The sequence below is a fragment of the Pseudomonas sp. R28(2017) genome, from assembly GCF_002112505.1.
In the GTDB taxonomy this organism is placed as follows: Bacteria; Pseudomonadota; Gammaproteobacteria; order Pseudomonadales; family Pseudomonadaceae; genus Aquipseudomonas.
The window spans coordinates 227541-249661 of the sequence record NZ_NEHW01000001.1 but is presented as its reverse complement, the minus strand read 5'-3'; the positions used below and the strand labels follow the sequence as shown (position 1 = coordinate 249661).

At 63.7% G+C, this 22121-nt stretch carries 23 protein-coding genes; 8 read left to right on the top strand and 15 right to left on the bottom strand.

The features are described 5' to 3' along the window. Positions 1-147 precede the first annotated feature (147 nt). Together CAF78_RS01155 and CAF78_RS28685 are read left to right on the top strand one after the other, a co-directional pair. A complete protein-coding gene (locus CAF78_RS01155; protein ID WP_085675871.1) occupies positions 148-1779 on the top strand; it encodes a twin-arginine translocation signal domain-containing protein in 1632 nt (543 codons plus the stop codon). A gap of 52 nt (positions 1780-1831) precedes the next feature. Beyond that, complete coding sequence (locus tag CAF78_RS28685) at positions 1832-1966, top strand: hypothetical protein (RefSeq protein WP_256573921.1); 135 nt, start codon at positions 1832-1834, stop codon at positions 1964-1966. A 20-nt stretch (positions 1967-1986) separates the two neighbouring features. On the opposite strand, the gene CAF78_RS01150 is transcribed toward CAF78_RS28685, so the two are convergent. Continuing rightward, on the bottom strand, positions 1987-2943 hold the full coding sequence (locus CAF78_RS01150; RefSeq protein WP_085675872.1) for an endonuclease: 957 nt from the start codon (positions 2941-2943) through the stop codon (positions 1987-1989). 132 nt (positions 2944-3075) lie between these two features. Between CAF78_RS01150 and CAF78_RS01145 the strand changes: the two genes are divergently transcribed. After that, positions 3076-4914 (top strand): diguanylate cyclase domain-containing protein, encoded by a 1839-nt coding sequence (locus tag CAF78_RS01145; protein ID WP_158090038.1) that lies wholly within the window; start codon positions 3076-3078, stop codon positions 4912-4914. A 47-nt stretch (positions 4915-4961) separates the two neighbouring features. Here the strand turns inward: CAF78_RS01145 and CAF78_RS01140 are convergent, their stop codons facing one another. The 3 genes from CAF78_RS01140 to CAF78_RS01130 all read right to left on the bottom strand — a co-directional run bounded on the left by CAF78_RS01140 (position 4962) and on the right by CAF78_RS01130 (position 6629). Continuing rightward, positions 4962-5288, bottom strand: coding sequence for an AzlD domain-containing protein (locus tag CAF78_RS01140; protein ID WP_085675874.1), 327 nt, complete (start codon positions 5286-5288; stop codon positions 4962-4964). Then, positions 5285-6004 carry an AzlC family ABC transporter permease gene (locus CAF78_RS01135; protein ID WP_085675875.1) on the bottom strand — a complete coding sequence of 240 codons (720 nt, stop codon included), beginning with the start codon at positions 6002-6004 and terminating at the stop codon, positions 5285-5287. Before CAF78_RS01135 ends, CAF78_RS01140 begins: the two co-directional genes overlap by 4 nt. Positions 6005-6134: 130 nt before the next feature. Further along, on the bottom strand, positions 6135-6629 hold the full coding sequence (locus tag CAF78_RS01130; RefSeq protein WP_085675876.1) for a hypothetical protein: 495 nt from the start codon (positions 6627-6629) through the stop codon (positions 6135-6137). Positions 6630-6844: 215 nt separating this feature from the next. Here CAF78_RS01130 and CAF78_RS01125 point away from each other — a divergent pair, with 215 nt between their 5' ends. Further along, complete coding sequence (locus tag CAF78_RS01125; protein ID WP_085675877.1) at positions 6845-7843, top strand: sensor domain-containing diguanylate cyclase; 999 nt, start codon at positions 6845-6847, stop codon at positions 7841-7843. Positions 7844-7916: 73 nt separating this feature from the next. On the opposite strand, the gene lpdA is transcribed toward CAF78_RS01125, so the two are convergent. The 4 genes from lpdA to CAF78_RS01105 are packed head-to-tail and all read right to left on the bottom strand — an operon-like array spanning position 7917 to position 12866. Beyond that, on the bottom strand, positions 7917-9296 hold the full coding sequence (lpdA, locus tag CAF78_RS01120) for a dihydrolipoyl dehydrogenase (protein ID WP_085675878.1): 1380 nt from the start codon (positions 9294-9296) through the stop codon (positions 7917-7919). 2 nt (positions 9297-9298) lie between these two features. Beyond that, positions 9299-10573, bottom strand: coding sequence for a dihydrolipoamide acetyltransferase family protein (locus CAF78_RS01115; protein ID WP_085675879.1), 1275 nt, complete (start codon positions 10571-10573; stop codon positions 9299-9301). Beyond that, the gene (locus CAF78_RS01110) at positions 10574-11632 is read right to left on the bottom strand and encodes an alpha-ketoacid dehydrogenase subunit beta (RefSeq protein ID WP_085675880.1); all 1059 of its coding nucleotides are present in this window, start codon (positions 11630-11632) and stop codon (positions 10574-10576) included. Position 11633: 1 nt separating this feature from the next. Beyond that, entirely contained in the window at positions 11634-12866 is a 1233-nt protein-coding gene (locus tag CAF78_RS01105; RefSeq protein ID WP_085675881.1) for a 3-methyl-2-oxobutanoate dehydrogenase (2-methylpropanoyl-transferring) subunit alpha, read from the bottom strand. A 197-nt stretch (positions 12867-13063) separates the two neighbouring features. On the opposite strand from CAF78_RS01105, the gene bkdR reads away from it, so the two are divergent. The 3 genes from bkdR (at position 13064) to CAF78_RS01090 (ending at position 16559) form a co-directional block, all read left to right on the top strand. After that, entirely contained in the window at positions 13064-13549 is a 486-nt protein-coding gene (gene bkdR / locus CAF78_RS01100) for a Bkd operon transcriptional regulator BkdR (RefSeq protein WP_085675882.1), read from the top strand. 294 nt (positions 13550-13843) lie between these two features. Then, on the top strand, positions 13844-15085 hold the full coding sequence (locus CAF78_RS01095) for a glutamine synthetase family protein (RefSeq protein ID WP_177408490.1): 1242 nt from the start codon (positions 13844-13846) through the stop codon (positions 15083-15085). 130 nt (positions 15086-15215) lie between these two features. After that, positions 15216-16559: an MFS transporter gene (locus CAF78_RS01090; protein WP_085675884.1), complete on the top strand. Its 1344-nt coding sequence runs from the start codon at positions 15216-15218 to the stop codon at positions 16557-16559. A 91-nt stretch (positions 16560-16650) separates the two neighbouring features. Here CAF78_RS01090 and CAF78_RS28465 read toward each other — a convergent pair whose 3' ends face one another. From CAF78_RS28465 to flgA, 7 genes are all read right to left on the bottom strand, one after another. After that, positions 16651-16818, bottom strand: coding sequence for a hypothetical protein (locus CAF78_RS28465; RefSeq protein WP_158090037.1), 168 nt, complete (start codon positions 16816-16818; stop codon positions 16651-16653). Positions 16819-17026: 208 nt separating this feature from the next. Continuing rightward, a complete protein-coding gene (locus CAF78_RS01085; RefSeq protein WP_085675885.1) occupies positions 17027-17599 on the bottom strand; it encodes a hypothetical protein in 573 nt (190 codons plus the stop codon). Between the two features lie 216 nt (positions 17600-17815). Continuing rightward, positions 17816-18388, bottom strand: a complete 573-nt coding sequence (locus CAF78_RS01080) for a hypothetical protein (RefSeq protein ID WP_085675886.1) — start codon at positions 18386-18388, stop codon at positions 17816-17818. A gap of 148 nt (positions 18389-18536) precedes the next feature. Continuing rightward, positions 18537-19280 carry a flagellar brake protein gene (locus CAF78_RS01075; RefSeq protein ID WP_085675887.1) on the bottom strand — a complete coding sequence of 248 codons (744 nt, stop codon included), beginning with the start codon at positions 19278-19280 and terminating at the stop codon, positions 18537-18539. 80 nt (positions 19281-19360) lie between these two features. Next, positions 19361-19828 (bottom strand): flagella synthesis protein FlgN, encoded by a 468-nt coding sequence (locus tag CAF78_RS01070; RefSeq protein ID WP_085675888.1) that lies wholly within the window; start codon positions 19826-19828, stop codon positions 19361-19363. Positions 19829-19878: 50 nt separating this feature from the next. After that, positions 19879-20193 carry a flagellar biosynthesis anti-sigma factor FlgM gene (flgM, locus tag CAF78_RS01065; RefSeq protein ID WP_085675889.1) on the bottom strand — a complete coding sequence of 105 codons (315 nt, stop codon included), beginning with the start codon at positions 20191-20193 and terminating at the stop codon, positions 19879-19881. A gap of 150 nt (positions 20194-20343) precedes the next feature. Beyond that, a complete protein-coding gene (flgA, locus tag CAF78_RS01060) occupies positions 20344-21096 on the bottom strand; it encodes a flagellar basal body P-ring formation chaperone FlgA (RefSeq protein WP_085675890.1) in 753 nt (250 codons plus the stop codon). A 79-nt stretch (positions 21097-21175) separates the two neighbouring features. Here flgA and CAF78_RS01055 point away from each other — a divergent pair, with 79 nt between their 5' ends. Continuing rightward, positions 21176-22105 carry a chemotaxis protein CheV gene (locus CAF78_RS01055; protein WP_085675891.1) on the top strand — a complete coding sequence of 310 codons (930 nt, stop codon included), beginning with the start codon at positions 21176-21178 and terminating at the stop codon, positions 22103-22105. The last annotated feature ends 16 nt before the right edge of the window (positions 22106-22121 follow it).

Below are 22121 nucleotides of genomic sequence, written 5' to 3'. Positions count from 1 at the left end.
ATTGCGGCAGCCGCGATCACGGGGCTTGCCTGTCACGGAGGGACGAGAGCGGCAGCGGGAAATTTAGCGGCGTGCTGCCGGTAAATTTGCCGCGCGGCGTCTCGTTCTAGCTCGATAGGCGTGGCTGACACGGATACGGATGTGGCGATGAGGTTTTCCAGGCGTGGGTTCATGGTGGGGCTGGCGGTAGCCGGGGCGGCGGGTTCGGCAGCGTGGTATGCGCGCCAGCCGCGCGACCATGATGAGAAGCTCAAGAAAGACGAGGTGGAGACGCCCGGCGAAGCCACGGTAGAGGCCGCCACCGATACTGGCGTGCACCTCGCCGACAAACTGCGCGGCATCTGGGATGTACGTTTCAGTGGTACCGAGGCCGGCCTGGACGGCCTGCCGCTGCAGGGCGTGCAGATGCTGCTGGATGTCGGCCCGACCGGTCGCTCGCTGCGTGGCTTCATCGACGTGGCTGAACGCCTGCGCGGCACTGAGCAGCCCCGTTACCGGGTGCTCGGCGAGCTGGTCGCCGCCGATGCTGGCAAGGTCCGTTGGCGCCTGGTGCCGGATGGGTCGTCAGCGCCCAGCCATGAACTGGAGGCGACCCTCGATGAAGTCTGGGCATCCTGGGGCAACGCTGGCGCTGGCACCCTGACCGGGCGCATCCGCCGCATCGACCGGCCATTGTTGATGACCGAACCGGACAACCACTTCGTTGCTACCAAGCGTGCCTTCCCTGAGGCCCGCCAGGTCACGCCCCTTGCACCGGCGCTGATGGCCTGGCTGAACTCGCCCGAGCACCGCCTGTTCCACCAGGTGTGGCATGCCACCCGGGACAAATGGCACCGCCTGGCCGACGACAAGCGCGATGCCTTGCGCGGTGCTGGCTGGCAGCCTGGCCCGCGTGACGCTGAACGCGGCGCACGCGGGCGGCGCAAGCACCTCAATGGCTCAGGCGAAGACTTCTTCTTCATGCACCGGCACATGCTGGCGCACGCCCGCAGGTTGCAGCCTGACCTGCCGAACTGGGCGCAACTGCCGCTGCCGTCACCGCAGCTCGAGTACGACCGGCCAGGGTTTATCCGCTATCAGGAAAACCATGACGGCAACTCGGTGCCACCGGCCTGGATCGCGGCCAATGACCAGGAACTGAGCCAGTGGCTGCATGGCATCAAGGCGGCCGAGACGTTCTTCAGCAATTTCCAGGTCTGGGAATCGCAATACCAGGACCCGGACTACCTCAGCCGCCTGACCCTGGGGCAGTTCGGGTCGGAGGTGGAACTGAACATCCACGACTGGCTGCACATGCGCTGGGCCACCGTCACCCGCGACCCGTCCAACGGCGCGCCGGTGATGGGCGATCGCAACCAGACGGACTATGCGGCGCGCTGGTTCCGTGAGGAAAACGACTTCCTCGGCGACCCGTTCTCGTCCCACGTCAACCCGGTGTTCTGGCGCTTCCATGGCTGGATCGACGACCGTATCGAGGACTGGTACCGGGCCCATGAGCGGGCCCATCCGGGTGAGGTGCAACGTCGCGAGGTCAATGGTGTGTCGTGGTTTGCGCCGGGGCGCTGGGTGCAGGTTGGCGACCCTTGGCTCGGGCCGATGACCCATGGTTGTGGGGGGATTTCCGATGCCGGGGGCGGGGCTGGGGAGATGGAAGTGGAGGCGATGAAGCTGGCGTTGCGCATTGCCTTCAGTGGCGAGCGGGAGGTTGATGACCTGCTGCGGCGCACGCCGCGCAGGCCTTGGTATGCGCGGCATATGAAGTTGCCCGAGGGGGCGTGATGTGAGCAGTTTCTTGGCGGGAGGTTTGTGTAAAGGCTTGCAGGTGCCCGCCATGACAGGTTCAGTGCCTGTGAGATCGAGCGCCGCCCGCGCGGCGCTTGATCTCAAAACCGCAGAAGATGTCGAGGCGAACGAGTCGGCGCTTGATCTCAAAACCGCAGAAGGTATCGAGGCGACCACCTGTTGACCCCCACACACCTTACGCCGTTACTTGCAATTCCCCGCCTTGCGATACCCCGCCGCCTGCGCCTCGGCCTCCGTGCCAAACGCCACCTGGTTCTTCTGCGAAACCTGGCTGTACCCCGGGCAACCACTGGCCAGGTGATACACATGGCTATTGCGGTTGCCCACAACCGCGCCACCCGCCACCGCACTGGCCAGTGTCGGCTTGGCCGCCTCTTTCACCGCCGTAGCCGGCACCACAGCCGCGCCCTGGGGCGTATACCCCAGCGCCCACTTGCGCTCGCCGGTCACGAACGGGTTGTTGTGCCCCATGATCGCGGCAATTCGCTGATCACGCTGCTTCTCCCAGGCTGTCACCGGGTGCTGCTTGTCCCAGGCCATCAACACCTGTTGCTGCTGGCGCGACATGCTCAGCTTGTAGCGATCGAACATGTAGAACGTGGTGCGTGCCACCAGCCCCTTCACCTCGTCGCGCGGCTCGGCGGTTTTCTGCTGGAAATCGATCTTGGTGGTGCACTGGCCGTACTGCGGCGCCACGCCGGACACCATGCCGTAATTGAAGTTGCTGCGGTCACCGTTCACTTCGCCCACGGACGGGTAGAGGTTGAACAGGTCGGCTTCCATGGCGCGGAAGGTCGGGTCGCTGTCGACGCACTGCTCGCGCCCGCCGTTCTGCCAGCACTGGCGCTGGTGGCCGAAGGTCCAGGCCGGGACGATGTGCTCCCACTCGGTACGCTCGGCGCGAGTCTGCAGCTTGCGGGTTTCATAACCACAGGACTTCAGGTCGACGCGGCCGCCGGACTTGCCGACCCAGGTCCACTTGCAGCCACAGTACAACTCGCCCATGGCGCTGCTGCCCTGGTCGAGGTAGATCTTCTGTTTGGCGACCACCTTGGCTTCGGTGAAGGTAGCGGGGGGGGTGGCAAAGGCGGCGGGGATGGCGGCGAAGGCGAGTGCGACGGCGCAAAGCAGTTTCTTCATGAAAATACGTCTTAGGCTTACAAAAGAACGCGATTATACGGCTTGAGCGTTTTGATAGAAGTAATGAAAGGCTTGCGCTTGAGCGTTGCAGCGCTATCGTTTGCGGGTCAGGATTTTGTTGAGCGTGTCGTCATGCAAATTGCCCCGTCGCCTCTCAACGAGGCTGCCCGCCTGTGTTTTCTCGAGAGCCTGAACATCCTCGATACCCCGGCCGAGGAAACCTTCGACCGCATTACCCGCTTGGCCAGTGTGCTGCTCGATGTGCCCATGGCCCTGGTGTCGCTGGTGGACATGAACCGCCAGTGGTTCAAGTCGCGCCAGGGCGTGGAGGTTGCCGAAACCACGCGCGATGTGGCGTTCTGTGCCCATGCCCTGCATGCCGAAGACATCCTGGTGATCCCGGATGCCAGCGCCGATCCGCGTTTCGAGGACAACCCGCTGGTGACCGGCGGACCGCGCATCCGTTTCTACGCCGGGGTGCCGCTGCGCTTTGCCGGCGAACTGACCGTGGGCACCTTGTGCGTGCTCGACACCCGGCCGCGCCAAGTGTCGGAAACCGAGCTGGCGCACCTGCGCGACCTGGCGCGGATCGTCGAGCGCGAGATGCTGCACCGTAGCCTGGCCATCGACTCGGGCAGCGCGGTGCAGCAGGCGGAGCAGAGCGCCCTGGTGTCCTCCGAGGCGCGCTTTCAACGGGTGTTCGACAACAGCCCGACGAGCAAGGCGCTGGTTGGCCTGGACGGGCGCATCCTCGAACCCAACCGTGAGTTCTGCCAGCTGCTGGGCCAGGCCAAGGAACTGCTGGTGCTGACCCAGCTGCGTGCGCTGATCGACCCGCAAGACCTGGCCAGGCTGGACGAGCCTTGGCAGCGCATGGTGGCCGGCGAGCAGGACTCGCTGCTCGTCGAGGTGCGGCTGAGGACCGGTGACAACGCCGCACTGTGGAGCGAGCTGAGTGTGTCGGCGCTGCGCAACGCGCGCGGGGTCATCGAGCAAATGGTGGTGTTCGTGCGTGACATCAGCGAGCGCAAGCGCCGCCAGCAGCAACTGCAGCGCTACCAGGCGACCCTTGAGCAGCAAGTGGCGCAGCGCACCGAAGAACTGGCCCGCAGCCAGGAAACCCTGCAAGCCATCGCCGACAATATCCCGGTGCTGATCGCGCACATCGGCACCGATCTCGAATACCGCTTCAACAATGCCGTGTACCGCCAGATCTTCGGCGTCGAGCCCACTGAGCTCAAAGGCCGCAAGGTAGCGGATGTGCTGCCGCCGCAGGTGTACCAGCAGCTCTTGCCCTACTTCCACAAGGCCCTGGCCGGGGAGCGGGTCGAGGCCGACAACGTGCGCTACAGCCCTGACGATTCGCGGATCTGGCACGCGTCCTATGTGCCCGATATCCGCAACGGCAAGGTGGAGGGCTTTTTCGTCATGTCGCTGGACGTGACCGAGCGCAAGCGCAAGGAAAAGACCCTGCTGGACCAGGCCACGCTTGACCCGCTGACCGGGTTGCCCAACCGGGTGGCCTTGCACAAGGAGCTTGATTACGCCCTGCAGCAGCGGGCCGCCTTTGCCTTGTTCTTCATCGACCTGGATGGCTTCAAGCAGGTCAACGACCAGTATGGGCACGAAGCGGGTGATGCCGTGTTGCAGGCTGCTGCCGGGCGCATGCTGGCGATCATGCGAACGGATGACACGGTGGCCAGGCTGGCGGGTGACGAGTTCGTGGTCATCGCCCAGGCCGTGGCCAACCAGGCGTCAGCCCGGGACATCGCGCGCAAGCTGTGCGATGTGCTGTCGGCGCCGGTCGAGGTGGAGGGTGTTGATGTGGTCGTCGGTGCCAGTATCGGGGTCTACCTGAACCTGTCCGGGCATGATCCGCAGAGTGCCGAGGAGGCGTTGGCGTTGGCAGACAAGGCGATGTACGAGGCCAAGCGGGGTGGGCGGAACAGGTTCAGCCTGGTGGCCGATTGAACGGATGCTGGCTGACCCCTGAAGGCCAGGATGCCAGGGGCAGCCGGTCACAAACCCCAATACCGCAATCCCCACAACATCCCCATGCCCACCGCCAGGGTCAGCAATGTGCTGCGTGTGCGCCAGGCCACCAGCCCGGCCACGATCGCTGCCGGTATCTGCGGGTTGCCCCAGTCGATACCGGGCTGGCCGGCCTCGAACACCACGGCCGGCAGCACCAGCGCGGCCAATACACTGGCCGGCACATAAACCAGCGCGCGGCGCAGCATCGGCGGAATGCGCAAGGCACCGTAGAACTCGATGAACGACAGCCGTATCGCAAAGGTGCCCAGACCAATCAGGGCAAAGGTGATCCAGGGGTTGATGTCGGTCATGGCGCCTCCGCTGCCACGCGTGCGCCCTTGCGCAGCTGTTCGAGGGTCAGCCCGCTGACCACACCGCCTAGCGAGGCGACCAGCAAGCCGAGGTTGTAGGGCAGGTCGTGTGCCAGTACGGCCAGCGCGCCGCCAGCCACCGCTGCGCCCAGCATGGCCGGGTTACGGATGCCCGGCACCAGCAGCGCCAGGAACGACAGTGGAATGGCAAAGCCCAGCGACCAGGATTCCGGGATGCCGCTACCCAGGTACACGCCGGCCAGCACCGCCAGGTTCCAGCCGAACCACATCGGCAAGGCAGTCCCCAGGTAGTAGGGGAAGGCAAACCGGCCGAGGCCGTCGGCACCGAACTTAAGGCTGCACAGGGCGAACGACTGGTCGGAGAGCAGGTATGACAACGGCCAGGTCTTGCGCCGTGGCAGGTCGCTCAGGTGCGGGGCCAGGGCGGCGCTGTACATCAGGAAGCGCAGGTTGATCACCAGGGCGGTGACCACCATGGTCAGCGGCAGCGCGCCGCTCTGCAGCAGCTGCAGCACCACCATCTGCGCGGAACCGGAATAGAACAGCAAGGTCATGCCCATCGCGTCGAGCGGCGACATGCCCATGCCGATGGCCGTCACCCCGGTGATCAGGCCGAAAGGCACCATCCCGGTCATCAGTGGCAGAACGGCGCGCACTCCCTCGGTGAATGCGTGCATTGCGCTTTTGCAAGGCATGTGGGTTCCTTGGAAATTGGTCAGGCCCGCTCAAGGTAAAACCCGCATGGCTTGGTAACAACACATATTGATGATATTTCAGGCCTGAAGATACCAGGCCTGAAACCCTGTCGCGCGATTCACCCAGGTTTCAAACCAACTCGGCTTGCGTTGTCTGCCCGGCCAGCTTGGCCTGGGTCTTGATCTCGACGTCTTCCTTCATTCGCTGGGCGATCTGCTCATCGACCTTGGCCTGCTGCTCAGGTGGCAAGGCGTTGTATTCGTCCTCGGTCAGGCCCAGTTCCTGGAGGATCTTTTCCTTGATCTTCTCTTCCGGCGACTTGGCCATGTAGTCGTGGAAGGCCTGCACGGCATCACCGCTTTCCTGGGTGCTGGCGCCGGCCTGCTGGCGAGCGGCGAGGTCAGGGTTCTGCAGCATCACCTTGAGCTTGGCGAAGGCTTCTTCGCGGGCATCGTCGGCATTCTGCTGCGAAGTGCTGCCCTGGCTGTTTTGCTGTGCGGACGCATTGCTGGTGGCCAGCGGCGCACGGAACGGCACCAGCTCGGATTGCGCCTGGTCATGGTTGATGCGCTGCTGCTGGTGCACGGTGGCCTGCCAACCCAGGCCATTGAGGGTGATTGCCATGTTCTCCTCCTTGGACGTTGCAAAGCCTGGGGAGTGGGGCAAAACCCATGCCAGCCGTGCAGGCCGCGAAAATAGGACGTTCAGGCTATTCCGGTGGCCGGCCACCAGGCATATGCTTGCCTGTCAGAGGAAGCACGTTGCCGCCTGCGGCACACACAAGCACTGTCGGCAGCACCTGATCGGGGCGCAGTTGCTGGACACCAGGGAGAGCGTCCATGAGTCAGGAAGCAATGCCGGCACCTGCCGGCTTCAGTGAACAGCAGCTGGCCACGCTGTTCGAGTTGATCAGCGATGGTATCTGGGACTGGAATGCCAATACCGGCTACGTTTACCGCAACCCCGGCTGGTATGCCATGCTCGGCTACCCAAGCCACTCCAAGGCCAACACCGTGCTCACCTGGGAAAGCGTGATCCATCCCGAGGACTATCCACGGGTGATGGCGCATTTCGAGGCTTATATCAACCAGCGCAACGAGCGCTATCTGATCGAGTACCGCTGCCGCTGCCACGATGGAAGCTACCTGTGGATCGAGGACAGTGGCCATATCATCGAGCGCAACGAGGATGGTTCGGTAGCCCGCATGCTCGGCGCGCACCGCAATATCGATGCGGGCAAGCGCCTGGTGGCGCAGCTGGAGCAGAAGAACCATACGCTGGAGACGCAAGTGGCCGAGCGCACCCGTGAGCTGTCCTGGGTCAACCAGCAACTGCAGCGTCAGCTCGACGAAAACCGCCTCCTGGCCGAGCGCGATGCGCTGACGCGGATTGCCAATCGCTACCGGCTGGAAAAGACCTTGCAGCAGGAGTGCGAACGGGCCAAGCGCTTCCGCCAGCCGTTGGCGCTGATAGCCATGGACCTGGATGATTTCAAGCCGATCAACGACCGCCATGGCCATGCCCGGGGGGACGAGGCGTTGGTCCAGGTAGCGGACAACCTGCGAGCCAGCCTGCGCGAACTCGACCTGCTGGCGCGCTGGGGCGGCGACGAATTCGTCATGGTGCTGCCGCAGACCACGCTGGGCGAGGCGCTTGACCTGGCGGGGCAGTTGCGGCGGGTGATGGAGCAGCTCGAGCCGGTGGGGGAATGCCGGCTGACCATGAGCTATGGCGTGGTGCAATGGCAGGATGGCGAAAGCCGGGAAGATCTGCTGGCCCGGGCGGACAAGGCCTTGTACCGGGCCAAGGATGCAGGCAAGAACACGATTCGCGAGTGAGCCGGTAGCGGATGAAAAAAGACCCGCGGCGCCAGGGGCGCAGCGGGCCAAATCGGCCTTGGCCGCTTCAGTGTCAGATATGCAGTGCGTGGCCCAGCGCGCGCAATGCCGCTTCCTGCACCGCTTCACCCAGCGTCGGGTGAGCATGGATGGTCCCGGCCACATCCTCCAGCCGTGCGCCCATCTCCAGCGACTGGGCAAACGCCGTGGACAGTTCCGATACCGCCACGCCCACCGCCTGCCAGCCCACGATCAGGTGGTTGTCGCGCCGCGCCACCACGCGCACGAAACCGCTTTTCGATTCCAGGCTCATGGCCCGGCCGTTGGCGGCGAACGGGAACTGCGCGACGATGCAGTCCAGCCCTTGCTGGCTGGCTTGCTCCGGGGTCTTGCCGGCGACCACGACTTCCGGGTCGGTGAAGCACACCGCAGCAATGGCCGCAGGCTCGAAACGCCGGCTCTTGCCGGCAATGATTTCGGCCACCATCTCGCCTTGCGCCATGGCGCGATGGGCGAGCATCGGTTCGCCTGCCACGTCACCAATGGCCCAGACGTTGCGCATGCTGGTCTGGCAGCGCTCGTCGATGGCGATGGCGGCGCCGTTCATCTTCAGGTCCAGGCATTCCAGGTTGAAACCCTGGGTCCGTGGTCGACGGCCCACGGCCACCAGCACACGGTCAGCCTCCAGGCGCAGTTGCCCGCCCTGGCCATCGCTGGCCAGCAGGCAGCCGTGCTCGTAGCCTTCGACGCTATGGCCCAGATGCACGGCGATGCCCAGCTTCTTCAGCGATTCAGCCACGGGCGCGGTCAGTTCGCTGTCATAGGTCGGCAGAATGCGCTCGCGCGCTTCCACCACGCTGACCTGCGCGCCCAGCTTGCGGTAGGCGATACCCAGTTCCAGGCCGATGTAACCGCCGCCCACCACCACCAGGTGCTTGGGCAGGGCCTTGGGCGCCAGGGCTTCGGTGGAGGAAATGATCGGCCCGCCGAGCGGCAGCATCGGCAGTTCGACGCTATTGGAGCCGGTGGCCAGCAGCAGGTGCTCGCACTGGATGCGCTGGCCGTCGACCTCGACCTGCTTACCGTCGAGGATCTTCGCCCAACCGTGAATCACCTTGACCCCATGCTTTTTCAGCAAGGCGGCCACGCCAGTGGTCAGGCGGTCGACGATGCCGTCCTTCCAGGCCACGCTCTGGCCGATGTCCAGGCGCGGGGTATCGACGCTGATGCCCAGGGGCGACTGCCCGGCAAAGCGCGCAGTCTGGTGGAATTGCTCGGCCACATGGATCAGCGCCTTGGAGGGGATGCAGCCGATGTTCAGGCAGGTGCCGCCCAGGGCCTGGCCTTCGACCAGCACGGTGGGGATGCCCAGTTGCCCGGCGCGGATGGCGGCCACGTAGCCGCCGGGGCCGCCGCCGATGATCAGCAGGGTGGTGTCGAGGATCTGGGTCATGCTCACTCCAGGAACAGACAGGCAGGTTGTTCGAGCAGGCCACGCACGGCCTGGATGAACTGCGCGGCATCCATGCCATCGACCACCCGGTGATCGAACGAGCTGGACAGGTTCATCATCTTGCGCACCACGATCTGGCCGTCGATCACCACCGGGCGCTCGACGATACGGTTGACGCCGACGATCGCCACTTCCGGGGTGTTGACCACCGGTGTACTGACGATGCCACCGAGTGCGCCGAGGCTGGTCAGGGTGATGGTCGAGCCGCTCAGTTCTTCACGGCTGGCCTTGTTGTTGCGTGCGGCGTTGGCCAGGCGCGCGATCTCGCCGGCATTGGCCCACAGGCTGGCGGCCTCGGCATGGCGCAGCACCGGCACCATCAGGCCGTTGTCACCCTGGGTGGCGATGCCCACGTGCACCGCGCCGTGGCGGGTGATGACCTGGGCCTCGTCGTCATAGGTGGCGTTGATCTGCGGGAAGTCGCGCAAGGCCACCACCAGGGCGCGGACCAGGAACGGCAGCAGGGTCAGCTTGCCACGCGTGTTACCGTGCTTGGCATTGAGCTGCTGGCGCAGGGCCTCCACGGCGGTGACGTCGATTTCTTCCACGTAGCTGAAGTGCGCGACACGGCGCTTGGCGTCCTGCATGCGCTGGGCGATCTTGCGGCGCAGGCCGATCACCTGCACCTGCTCACTGTCGGTGCGCTTGGCATAGCCACTCGGCGCCTGGCCGGCAGGGCTGTGCGGCTTGCTCATGAAGGCGTCGAGGTCTTCATGCAGGATGCGCCCGGCCGGGCCGCTGCCATGCACGTAGCGCAGCTCGATGCCGGCATCCAGGGCGCGCTTGCGCACCGCCGGCGAGGCCAGCGGCTTGTCGCCCGGCTGGCGTGGCACGATCGGGGCTTCAGCGTGCTGCTCGGGGGCCTGGTAGGCCGCCGGCTGTGGCACTGGCGCTGGCGCTTCGGGCTTGGGTGCAACAGGCGCGCTGTGCGCTTCCACCGGTTTGGCCTGCGGCACATCCACATGGTTGCCGCTGCCTTCCACTTCGATACGGATCAGCTCGCTGCCGACCGCCATCACTTCACCTGGCTGGCCACCCAGGGCCAGCACCTTGCCGCTGACCGGCGAAGGGATTTCCACGGTGGCCTTGTCGGTCATGACATCGGCCACCACCTGGTCCTCGGCGATCACGTCGCCGACCTTGACGAACCATTCCACCAACTCGACCTGCGCGATGCCTTCGCCAATGTCCGGCATCTTGATGACGTGCGTGCCCATTCAGACCTCCATGACCCGTTTCAATGCCGCGCCTACCCGCGAAGGGCCTGGGAAATAAGCCCATTCCTGTGCGTGGGGGTAGGGGGTGTCCCAGCCGGTGACGCGCTCGATCGGCGCTTCGAGATGATGGAAGCAGTGCTCCTGCACCAGCGACACCAGTTCGGCGCCGAAGCCACAGGTGCGGGTGGCTTCATGCACGACCACGCAGCGGCCGGTCTTCTTCACCGAGGCGACGATGGTCTCCAGGTCCAGCGGCCAGAGGCTGCGCAGGTCGATGACTTCGGCGTCGACGCCGGTCTCCTCGGCAGCCACCTGGGCCACGTAGACCGTGGTGCCGTAAGTCAGCACGGTGACATCGTTGCCAGGGCGGGTGATCGCTGCCTTGTCCAGCGGCACGGTGTAGTAGCCGTCCGGCACGGCGCTTTGCGGGTGTTTCGACCAAGGCGTGACAGGGCGGTCGTGGTGGCCGTCGAACGGGCCGTTGTACAGGCGTTTGGGCTCGAGGAAGATCACCGGGTCGTCGCACTCGATCGAGGCGATCAGCAGGCCCTTGGCGTCATACGGGTTGGACGGCATGACCGTGCGCAGGCCGCAGACCTGGGTGAACATCGCTTCCGGGCTCTGGCTGTGGGTCTGGCCGCCATAGATGCCGCCGCCGCAAGGCATGCGCAGGGTCAGCGGGGCGATGAACTCGCCGGCTGAGCGGTAGCGCAGGCGGGCCATTTCCGAGACGATCTGGTCGGAGGCCGGGTAGAAGTAGTCGGCGAACTGGATCTCCACCACCGGGCGCAGGCCATAGGCGCCCATGCCCACGGCAGTGCCGACGATGCCGCTTTCGGAGATCGGGGCGTCGAACACCCGCGACTTGCCGTATTTGGTCTGCAGGCCTTCGGTGCAACGGAACACGCCGCCGAAGTAACCGACGTCCTGGCCGTAGATCACCACATTGTCGTCGCGCTCGAGCATGACATCCATGGCCGAGCGCAGGGCCTGGATCATGGTCAGTGTGCTGGTGGCCATGGCGGTTTCCGGGTTGATGCTGTTGTTGTGATCGTTCATCTCAGACCCCCAGTTCCTGGCGCTGACGGCGCAGGTGGTCAGGCATTTCCTTGTACACGTCCTCGAACATCGAGGCCGCGCTCGGGATGTGGCCGTTGGCCAGGGTGCCGTACTGCTCCGCTTCCTTCTGCGCGGCGATGACCGCGGCTTCGAACTCGGCGGTGGTGGCCTGGTGTTCTTCTTCGGACCAGTGGCCGATCTTGATCAGGTGCTGCTTCAGGCGGGCGATCGGGTCGCCCAGCGGGAAGTGGCTCCAGTCATCGGCCGGGCGGTACTTGGACGGGTCGTCCGAGGTCGAGTGCGGGCCGGCGCGGTAGGTGACCCACTCGATCAGCGAGGGGCCCAGGCCGCGGCGGGCACGTTCGGCGGCCCAGCGCGAGGCGGCGTACACGGCGACGAAGTCGTTGCCGTCGACCCGCAGCGAGGCGATGCCGCAACCTACGCCACGGCCGGCAAAGGTGGTTTGCTCGCCGCCGGCGATGGCCTGGAAGGTGGAAATCGCCCACTGGTTGTTGACCACGTTGAGGATCACCGGGGCACGGTAGACGTGGGCGAAGGTGAGGGCAGTGTGGAAGTCCGACTCGGCGGTGGCGCCGTCGCCGATCCAGGCCGAGGCGATCTTGGTATCGCCCTTGATCGCCGAGGCCATGGCCCAGCCGACCGCCTGCACGAACTGGGTCGCCAGGTTGCCGCTGATGGTGAAGAAACCGGCTTCGCGCACCGAATACATGATCGGCAGCTGGCGGCCCTTGAGCGGGTCGCGCTCGTTGGACAGCAGCTGGCAGATCATCTCCACCAGCGACACGTCGCGGGCCATCAGGATGCTCTGCTGGCGGTAGGTGGGGAAGCACATGTCGGTGCGGTTCAGCGCCAGCGCCTGGGCGCTGCCGATGGCTTCCTCGCCCAGGCTCTGCATGTAGAAGGACATCTTCTTCTGGCGCTGGGCAACCACCATGCGGCTGTCGAAGATGCGCGTCTTGAGCATCGCGCGCATGCCTTGGCGCAGAATCTGCGGGTCGATGTCTTCAGCCCATGGGCCTTGGGCATTGCCTTGATCGTCGAGCACGCGGACCAGGCTGTAGGACAGGTCGGCGGTGTCGGCAGCATCGACATCGATCGGGGGTTTACGGACTTTACCTGCGTCGTTCAGGCGCAGGTAGGAGAAATCGGTCTGGCAGCCTGGCCGGCCGGTGGGCTCGGGCACATGCAAACGCAGGGGGGCGTACTCGTTCATGCTTTTTACGCTCGCTCGGATGTTGTTTTTGTGAGCTCTGAAGCGGCCGCCGCTGAGTACCGGCTTGTGACTGGTAGGTCAGCGTCATTTACATCTTAGTGGCAGGGCAGAAGAATTTTTCTCTCAAGTTGATTGCCTTTGCCTGGCAGGGGAGATAAACATTCCGGATAAACACAAAAAACCGGTGAATTTGTCTCATGCGCAAGCTCGATCGTACCGATATCGGCATTCTCAACAGCCTTCAGGACAACGCTCGCATCACCAACGCCGAACTTGCGCGTTCGGTGAACCTGTCGCCGACGCCGTGTTTCAACCGGGTCAAGGCGATGGAGGAGTTGGGGGTGATCCGCCAGCAGGTGACCCTGTTGTCACCGCAGGTGCTGGGGCTGGATGTGAATGTGTTCATCCATGTCAGCCTGGAGAAGCAGGTCGAGCAGGCGCTGCACCGCTTCGAGGAAGAGATCGCCGAACGGCCCGAGGTGATGGAGTGCTACCTGATGACCGGTGACCCTGACTACCTGCTGCGGGTGCTGTTGCCGAGCATCCAGGCGCTGGAGCGCTTTCTCGATTACCTGACACGGTTGCCGGGGGTGGCCAACATCCGTTCGAGCTTTGCCCTCAAGCAGGTGAGGTACAAGACCGCTTTGCCGTTGCCTTCGAATGGCATGACTTTGCGGGAATAGTGGTTGCCTGCACCGGCCTCTTCGCGGGCAAGCCCGCTCCCACAAGTACTGCACAGCTTTCAGGCCGGTGGTGTTCCTGTGCGAGCGGGCTTGCCCGCGAAGCAGGCGACGCGGTCCTGAATGCAGGTGCTTGATATTTTAAACACCCCAAGCCTATGTTGTGGTCAGCCTATAACAACAAGGACAAGCGTCATGACCACCGCCGCCCATCGCTCGCCCGCCGAGCTCCTGCAGGGCATCGACCAGATCGAATGCGTCACCCCCGACCTCAACGGCGTCCCCCGCGGCAAGGTGATGACCGCCGAAGGCTTCCTCGAAGGCCGCCGCCTGCAGATGGCCCGGGGTGTGCTGCTGCAATGCATCATGGGTGGCTACCCGCCGGCGCGCTTCTACGGCAGCGATGACGGCGACCTGGCGCTGGTCGCGGAACCCGCGCAGATCCACCGCCTGCCGTGGAGCGAGGAGGGTTTGGCGCTGGCCATCTGTGACGCCAACGAACTCGATGGCCGGCCTTCGGGGCTGTCGACGCGGGGGCAGCTCAAGACAGTGATCGCCCGTTACGCCGCCCTGGGCCTGGCGCCGGTGGTGGCGACCGAGCTGGAGTTCTTCGTCTTCGCCCCCAACACCGATCCGCAGCAACCCTTTCTGCCACCGGTTGGCAAGGATGGCCGCCGCGAGCTTGGCCATTCGGCCTTCAGCGTCAGCTCCAACAACGGCCTGCGCCCGTTCTTCCAGGAGGTGTACCAGTGCATGGCGGCCCTGGGCCTGCCCCGTGACACCTTCATGCACGAAATGGGCGTGAGCCAGTTCGAGATCAATCTGTTGCATGGCGACCCGTTGCTGCTGGCCGACCAGACCTTCCTGTTCAAGCACCTGCTCAAGGAGGTGGCGCTCAAGCACGGCCTGAGCGTGGTGTGCATGGCCAAGCCGTTGGCGCATACCCCGGGCAGCTCGATGCACATTCACCAGAGCCTGGTGGAGATCGCCAGCGGGCGCAACGTGTTCAGCGACGCGAAGGGCCAGCCGACCGAGACTTTCTACCATTTCATTGGTGGCCAGCAGGCGTGCATGGCCGACTTCACCGCGCTGTTCGCGCCCAACGTCAACTCCTACCAGCGGCTGTGCCATCCGTATGCCTCGCCGAACAACGCCTGCTGGTCCGAGGACAACCGCGCTGCCGGCTTGCGCATTCCGGCCAGTGCCCCGGTGGCCCGGCGGGTGGAAAACCGCCTGCCCGGCGCCGATGCCAACCCTTACCTGGCCATCGCCGCCAGCCTGGCCGCCGGCCTGCACGGCATCGCGCAGCGCCTGCAGCCGACCCCGGCGATCCAGGGCGAGTTCGAGGTGCCGGAACACCTGAGCCTGCCGTGTACCTTGCATGCCGCCCTTGATCGCCTCAAGCGCAGTGCCCTGTCGCGGGAACTGTTCGGCAGCGAGTTCATCGAAGGCTACATCGCCAGCAAGACCCTGGAACTGACGGATTTCTTCAACGAGATCACCCCGTGGGAGCGACGCGTGCTGGCGGCACAGGCCTGATCGCGACACGACCGGCACTGGACGCGCCCCTGGCTGGCTATTTGTTGGGCAGGGGACTGCGCCGTGGCCATTTTGCTTTTATGCTTGCCAGCAAGCCAACGCCACCTGACCAGGGAGTTCGACGGGACGTATGCGAAACATCTGGAAGCCCTTTCAGTCGTTGTATTTCGCCGCCTTGATGATGTTGATCGGCTCGGGCCTGCTCAGTACTTACCTGGCGCTGCGCCTGGCGGCCGATCATGTCGACAGCCTGTGGGTGGGTGCGCTGATGGCGGCCAACTACTTCGGCCTGGCCGTGGGCGGCAAGGTCGGCCATCGGCTGATCGGCCGGGTCGGGCACATCCGCGCCTATGCCACCTGCGCCGGTATCGTCGGCGCAGCGGTGCTGGGGCATGGGCTGACCAGCTGGTTGCCGGTGTGGGTCGGGCTGCGGATGATCGTCGGCCTGGGGATGATGTGCCAGTACATGGTGATCGAGAGCTGGCTCAACGAGCAGGCCGACGCCAAGCACCGTGGCGCGGTGTTCAGCGGCTACATGATCGCTTCCTACCTTGGCCTGGTGCTCGGCCAGCTGATCCTGGTGGTGCACCCGCAACTCGGCCCGGAACTGCTGATGCTGGTCGCCATGTGCTTCGCGCTGTGCCTGGTGCCGGTGGCGATGACCCGGCGCATCCACCCGGCGCCGTTGCGCCCGGCACCGATGGAGCCGAAGTTCTTCATCAAGCGGGTGCCGCAGTCGCTCAGCACGGTGCTCGGTTCGGGGCTGATCGTCGGTTCGTTCTACGGCCTGGCGCCGCTGTATGCCTCCAGTCAGGGGATGTCGACCGAACAGATCGGTCTGTTCATGGGGTGCTGCATCTTTGCCGGGCTGCTGGTGCAGTGGCCGTTGGGCTGGTTGTCCGACCGCTATGACCGGGCGGTGTTGATCCGCAGTGTGGCGGTGGGCCTGGCGCTGGCCTCGGCGCCACTGGCGTTTCTGCCGAGTGTGCCGTTGGAGGTGCTGTTCGGCATCGGTTTCGTCATTTCGTTGTTGCAGTTCTGCCTCTACCCGTTGGCCGTGGCGTTCTCCAACGACCACGTGGAAAGCGAGCGGCGGGTGTCGTTGACCGCCATGCTGTTGGTCACCTACGGCGTGGGTGCGTGTATCGGGCCGTTGGCGGCAGGGGTGCTGATGAAGGTGCTGGGGCCGCAGATGCTCTATGCCTTCTTCGCATTCTTCGCCCTGGTGCTGGTGTGGCGCATTCGGCCCAAGGCGGTTACCGGCCTGCATCAGGTGCAGGATGCGCCGCTGGGCCACGTGGCCATGCCAGCGGCGGGTTCACCCCTGTCGGCGGCGCTCGACCCTCGGGTGGATGAGCAGACCGTGCAGGAGGTGATGCAGGCACCGGTTGCGGCGGAAGATACCGAGGCCGAGGAGCAAAAGGGGGCAAAGGTGGCCGCCGAGACAGAGGCCGAGGTGGGCAAGTCAGGTTGAGGCTCGGTGTGCTGGCTGGGCGGGGCTCATCCCCGAGCAGCCAGTTGGCGCAGGTTGGCTCAGGCCAGTGTCACGTTGCGCAAGGTGAACTTCAGAATGTCCCCTTCAAGGTCTCCTGCATGCGATTGCGTAACAGATTGGCCGGGTTGAACGCGTCGATGATGCGCCCCGCCACATGGGTGCCGTACAGGCCCAGCCAGCCATCGCCGATCTGGCCATGGCGGCAGTGAAGTTCTGCGGTGAAATTAGCGTGAATCATCAAGCCTCCTGTGCACCGATGCACCTGGAAGTGGGGGCCTGCAACGCTAGGCAATCGCCTGTGGCGCCATCAGCTGGAAGTGTTTCAACGCTGTCGGTCGATCAAGAACGCCACGTGTGGGTGGCGTTTTCGGGGTGAAGTCTGCGACAGGTTGCCAATGGCTTGAGCTGGATTTGACAAGGTTGGTCGTCTGCCATCTATCTGGCTGTCAGGCGCTGCGGATGTCGCGCAGTTTGAAACGTATCTTCTTGGACTGGGCTTCTTTGTTCACGCTCACATAGTCGGCGTATGAAATACTTACCGTCGCTCGTTTGCCGATTTCGCCGGAGGGTGAGATAGATTCGTGCCTGTAAGATTCTATCGACATTGCCTGGCCATGTCGGTCCAGCAAATGGAACTCAACATTTTCCAAGGTCTTCAAATCACCGTCCCATTCGGTCAGTGTTCGAATTCGCCAGCGTGGATCCGGGCCACGAGAGTTGGCCGCCAACACATAATCCACAAGCCTGCCGACCACGCCTATCCCGTAGAGCCCCACCCACCCGCTAAGGCTTGTCTGGACCAATGCGCCGGCATAGGCCCAACCCTCTGCTGCACTGATGTGGTAGGACCTGTCCCCGTTATGTTCACCTTGCAAGGTGAACTTAAACCTGATGGATGTGAACTTGTCATGATTATAAGGGCATAGCCAGCCATCCAGTCGCGGGTTCACGGTGGAGTCAACCACGCCTATCGTTCCTTTATCTGAACCCAGTATCGCCGTGAAGTTGGTAGAACTCATGAAACCTCCTGCTCAAAGGGCACCCGGTAGTGAGTGCGAGCAGGCACGATAGGAGCAGGGTTGTGCTTGGGGCAGCAGGAAGCTTGGCCAGTGTGGGGAAAGGGACTTGACACTGTGGATGGGCAGGCGGGGCAGAAGGTAATGCAGACACCCCATGCGCTTGGTGTGTATGGACTTCGCAGCACAACGGCAGGGTGCTGCGAAGCAGGTCGCTGCTCAGGCTCGCTTGCTGTGCACTAGCCTGAACCGAGCCGGTTCATACCTGTCTTCATCCTCCGCATAGAAGTAGATGAAGCTGTGGGATCTACCGGGCGTTCCTTTTCTGAATTTGGCGCTGTGCGTGTATGCCCTGACTGACATCGCATGGCCGTCGCTGTTCAGCAGCTGAAATTCAACAGTGTTCAAAGTGTTGAAATCACCGTCCCAGTCGGTCAGCTTTTTTATTCGCCAAATAGGGTCCGAGCCAAACGGCCTGGCAGTGGCTACATAATCCACAAGCCTGCCGATCGCGAACCCTTGCATCCCTATCCACCCATTCATGCTTTCCCGGAGCATTGCGCCGGCATATTCCCATCCCACTGCGGCAGTGATGCGGTAGTTGATACCGCTCTCATCTTCTCCGAGGTAGGTAAACAAGAACCTCATGGGTCTGTAGTGCTCATGCGTGTCAGTACATAGCCAGCCGTCCAGGCGCGGATTCAGCGAGTCAACTATTCCAACATCTGGGTATTGCCTGTATGACGGCCCCAGTACCATTTCCATTTGAGCCGTAAAGTTGCCGGGGTACATAAAACCTCCTACTCACAATGCACCCGGAGGTGGGTGCGAGCAAGCAGGGTCGGCGAGGGGGAGGGCTGAAAGCAGCAGGAAGACTTTTAGGGTGAAGGAAAAGCGGTTGAGGGGGTGGGCGTTGAAAAGACGCCCATCCGCGCCGGGATCAATAATCGTCCTTGTCGAACCGCCGCGCCTCGCGCTGCAGCTGGTAGACAAAACTCTCGACCTTGCGCTGCGCCTGGCCATTGAGGTTATGGAAGCGCACGCCGGCGAAGGTGGTGTTGATCCGCTCTTCGAAGTGCAGGTGGCGCAGCTCGACCATGGTGTCGACCAGGCCCAGTGGGTTGCTGGCCTTGAAGCGCTCGTACACCTGGCCCAGTTGCAGGCGGTCCTCGACATTACCCTCGAAGCGCAGCTTGCAGCCGGTGGCAGAAATGTCCAGCAGCTTGCCGCGCAAGGCACCGTTACCCTTGAGGAAGCTGCCGTCAAGCATGATGTCGACCAGTTGCGAAAGCTTCAGCGCGGCGCGGAAGGCGTTGCGGCGCTGGTGGTAGGTCATCTCTTCCGGCATCGCGCCACGGTAGCAGCGGTGGCCGTCGACTTCGCTGATCTTCAGCTCGTGATTGCATTCCCAGGCGATGCGCACGCCGTCGTGGAAGCCTTCGACACGGAACGGTTCGCCGTTCTCGATGAATTTTTCGCCGTCGCGCGGGATCATCTCGTCCAGCGCCAGGCTATTGCTGTCACGGTCCACGTGTACCACGTAGCTCTGGAACCGCTGGCTGCGCTCATGGAAGGTGATGATCAGCGGATCATGGCTATCTTGCAGCTGGCGCAGGTTGGCCGCGATCTCCAAGGGCGTGTTCAGCACCTTTGGCGGTTGCGGGGCATCGGTTTCATTGAACACGGGTTTTCAATCTCCAGGCAAAAACGACACACGCAAGTAACGGCATTTTGCCAGTATGTTCCGTGCCTTGATAGAAGTAATCACACTTGGCTGAGCGCCCGGGGCTTGGCAAGTGGTGAAGTGGCGCCACGGCTGTCGTAGAGCGACGGCGCTTCGCCGCCCTGGAGGATTCTGATCTGGTTGGCCGTGACGTGTTGCTGCACCTGGATGATCCGGCCATTGGTCTCGTTGACCTTCTGGCAGGCGTCCATCAACTGGGTCAGCACATCGAGCTGCTGCATGATCAGCTCGCCGTTGTCCGATTGTGCCGCCAATGCCTGCACGCCGGCGCGGTTGGCGCTGAGGCCGAGGCTGGTGAGCAGGTTGTTGCGGCGCATGCCTTGCTGCTCGAGCAGGACGATCAGCGACTGCTTGCGGGCCAGGATGCCCTCCAGCGGCGCCATGTCGCGCCCGTGCAGAGCCACCGACTCCTGCTGCAGGAGGTCGAGCAGTTCCTGGGTCGGAGCGATGTCGTCTTCGATCAGTTGCAGCAAAGTGATGTCGTGCATGGCTAACTCTTGGCTTTACATAGCGTCCGTGAAGTCAGCGCGCCGAACGGTCAGCGCTGGGCTTCGAAATCGAGCAGTTTGCTGGCGACCCGGCCGGCATCGACCTGGTAGCTGCCGTCTGCGATCGCCTGCTTCAACTGCGCCACGCGGGCACTGTTGACGACGGGCTGGTCGCGCAGCTTGTCGCTGACCTGTTGCAACTGCTGGGCCTCTTGGCTGAGGTGTACCGCTTCTCCGCTGGCGCTGGCGCTTTTTGGCGCTTCTTGGGTTTCGCCGGTTTTCTCGGCGTTGCCGGACGTGGCATTGCCACGAACGCCGCCCGTGATGGACGGAGAGTTATTCAAACGACTGAAGTCGATGACCATGATCAGAAACCTCTGGGTATTTGGACGCTTGCCTTGTTTTCGGCCAACCCGAAAGAAACTTTAGGCACAAATGCATCGCCGCCTGTCAGCAAGCTCGCCAACCCGTTTCCGCACAGTTTAGAAAAAGCAGTTGCACACCGCCAGCGCAATCTACATGGCGACCTCGACCTGGCCCGGGCCGGTGACCCGGGCCTTCACCACCCGCTGCGAATTGAGGTTGCGCACCCGGATCTGTTCGCCCTGGCCGCCCTTGGCCAAGGCTTCGCCAGGCATGCGCACGCTCAAGGGGCCACTGCGCGCGGTGATCACCACATGGTCGCCCTTGCGCACCACCTCGGCTTGCTCCAGGTGTTGCGGTGTGAGGACCTGGTCGAGCACCGTCGGGCGCAGCATCTTCATGCCCACCGCCTGGTCGAGCTCGGTGAGAAAGCCTTGGGGCAGCGTGCCGACATCGCGCTCGCGCAGGGCCACGTCGCCTTCGCCGACCACGTTGTCACGCTTGAGCGGGCGGGTCACCACCACCACGTCGCGGAACAGCCTTACCGTGGCCGGCACGAAAATGGTCCACGGCGCGCTGCCGTCGCAGCGCACCCGCACGGTCACCCGGCCCAGCGGTTGCGCGGGGCTTTCCAGCGAGGCGTCCAGCTGTTGGCTGCACAGCGGCATGCGCAGGCGCGGGTCGAGTGGGTTGACCTGGATTTCGTAGCGCCCCGGGGTCTGGGTGGTGGCCAGGTAGTCCTCGACGCTGAATTCAAGAAACCCTTGGGTGACACCGATAAGCTGTTCAGGCAAGGTAACCGCGTCCGCCAGCGTGCGAACGCCGGGTGCCAGCAGGCACAGCACGGCGAGCGAGCCGCTCAGCAGGTGCGTCAGTCGTCGGAAATTTGTCGTTTTCGTGTACATGGCGCTCAAAAAAGCAAAGCCCGTGCCGACTTGGTGGTCACGTAGCACCAAAAAAGGCAGAAAGCATAAGGAGTCAGGCATGGCGGGGGTAATGGATTCAGTCAACCAGCGCACGCAGCTGGTCGGGCAGAATCGCCTGGAGTTGCTGCTGTTCCGTCTCAACGGGGCGCAGCTTTACGGCATCAACGTGTTCAAGGTCCGCGAGGTGCTGCAGTGCCCGGAGCTGACCGTGCTGCCCAAGTCGCACCCGGTGGTGCGCGGCGTGGCCAACATTCGCGGGGCGACCATCCCGATCCTCGACCTGTCGATGGCGACCGGCCTGCCAGGGTTGCAGGAAGAAACGCGCAACAGTTTCGTGATCATCACCGAGTACAACACCAAGACCCAGGGCTTCCTGGTGCATTCGGTCGAACGCATCGTCAACATGAACTGGGAAGAGATTCATCCGCCACCCAAGGGCACGGGCCGCGACCATTACCTGACCGCGGTCACCCGGGTCGACAACCGCATGGTCGAGATCATCGACGTGGAGAAGGTGCTGGCCGAAGTGGCGCCGTCGTCCGAGTCGGTGTCTGCCGGCGTGGTCGATGCCGAGGTGCAGGACAAGGCGACGCTCCTGCGGGTGCTGACCGTCGACGATTCGTCGGTGGCGCGCAAGCAGGTCAGCCGCTGCCTGCAGACGGTGGGTGTGGAGGTGGTGGCGCTCAACGATGGCCGTCAGGCCCTGGACTACCTGCGCAAGCTGGTGGACGAGGGCAAGAAGCCGGAAGAAGAGTTCCTGATGATGATCTCCGACATTGAAATGCCGGAAATGGACGGCTATACGCTTACCGCAGAGATCCGCAGCGACCCGCGTATGCAAAAATTGCACATCTGCCTGCATACTTCGTTGTCCGGGGTATTCAACCAGGCGATGGTCAAGAAGGTCGGGGCCGATGATTTCCTGGCCAAGTTCAAGCCGGACGACCTGGCCCAGCGCGTGGTCGACCGGATCAAGGCAGCGCATTGAAGCAGCCGGGGGCATG

Excerpts from the sequence above, each read along its gene's own strand:
- CAF78_RS01155 (WP_085675871.1), top strand. The coding sequence starts at position 148 with ATGAGGTTTTCCAGGCGTGGGTTCATGGTGGGGCTGGCGGTAGCCGGG.
- CAF78_RS28685 (WP_256573921.1), top strand. The coding sequence starts at position 1,832 with ATGACAGGTTCAGTGCCTGTGAGATCGAGCGCCGCCCGCGCGGCGCTT.
- CAF78_RS01150 (WP_085675872.1), bottom strand. The coding sequence starts at position 2,943 with ATGAAGAAACTGCTTTGCGCCGTCGCACTCGCCTTCGCCGCCATCCCC.
- CAF78_RS01145 (WP_158090038.1), top strand. The coding sequence starts at position 3,076 with ATGCAAATTGCCCCGTCGCCTCTCAACGAGGCTGCCCGCCTGTGTTTT.
- CAF78_RS01140 (WP_085675874.1), bottom strand. The coding sequence starts at position 5,288 with ATGACCGACATCAACCCCTGGATCACCTTTGCCCTGATTGGTCTGGGC.
- CAF78_RS01135 (WP_085675875.1), bottom strand. The coding sequence starts at position 6,004 with ATGCCTTGCAAAAGCGCAATGCACGCATTCACCGAGGGAGTGCGCGCC.
- CAF78_RS01130 (WP_085675876.1), bottom strand. The coding sequence starts at position 6,629 with ATGGCAATCACCCTCAATGGCCTGGGTTGGCAGGCCACCGTGCACCAG.
- CAF78_RS01125 (WP_085675877.1), top strand. The coding sequence starts at position 6,845 with ATGAGTCAGGAAGCAATGCCGGCACCTGCCGGCTTCAGTGAACAGCAG.
- lpdA (WP_085675878.1), bottom strand. The coding sequence starts at position 9,296 with ATGACCCAGATCCTCGACACCACCCTGCTGATCATCGGCGGCGGCCCC.
- CAF78_RS01115 (WP_085675879.1), bottom strand. The coding sequence starts at position 10,573 with ATGGGCACGCACGTCATCAAGATGCCGGACATTGGCGAAGGCATCGCG.
- CAF78_RS01110 (WP_085675880.1), bottom strand. The coding sequence starts at position 11,632 with ATGAACGATCACAACAACAGCATCAACCCGGAAACCGCCATGGCCACC.
- CAF78_RS01105 (WP_085675881.1), bottom strand. The coding sequence starts at position 12,866 with ATGAACGAGTACGCCCCCCTGCGTTTGCATGTGCCCGAGCCCACCGGC.
- bkdR (WP_085675882.1), top strand. The coding sequence starts at position 13,064 with ATGCGCAAGCTCGATCGTACCGATATCGGCATTCTCAACAGCCTTCAG.
- CAF78_RS01095 (WP_177408490.1), top strand. The coding sequence starts at position 13,844 with ATGACCGCCGAAGGCTTCCTCGAAGGCCGCCGCCTGCAGATGGCCCGG.
- CAF78_RS01090 (WP_085675884.1), top strand. The coding sequence starts at position 15,216 with ATGCGAAACATCTGGAAGCCCTTTCAGTCGTTGTATTTCGCCGCCTTG.
- CAF78_RS28465 (WP_158090037.1), bottom strand. The coding sequence starts at position 16,818 with ATGATTCACGCTAATTTCACCGCAGAACTTCACTGCCGCCATGGCCAG.
- CAF78_RS01085 (WP_085675885.1), bottom strand. The coding sequence starts at position 17,599 with ATGAGTTCTACCAACTTCACGGCGATACTGGGTTCAGATAAAGGAACG.
- CAF78_RS01080 (WP_085675886.1), bottom strand. The coding sequence starts at position 18,388 with ATGTACCCCGGCAACTTTACGGCTCAAATGGAAATGGTACTGGGGCCG.
- CAF78_RS01070 (WP_085675888.1), bottom strand. The coding sequence starts at position 19,828 with ATGCACGACATCACTTTGCTGCAACTGATCGAAGACGACATCGCTCCG.
- flgM (WP_085675889.1), bottom strand. The coding sequence starts at position 20,193 with ATGGTCATCGACTTCAGTCGTTTGAATAACTCTCCGTCCATCACGGGC.
- flgA (WP_085675890.1), bottom strand. The coding sequence starts at position 21,096 with ATGTACACGAAAACGACAAATTTCCGACGACTGACGCACCTGCTGAGC.
- CAF78_RS01055 (WP_085675891.1), top strand. The coding sequence starts at position 21,176 with ATGGCGGGGGTAATGGATTCAGTCAACCAGCGCACGCAGCTGGTCGGG.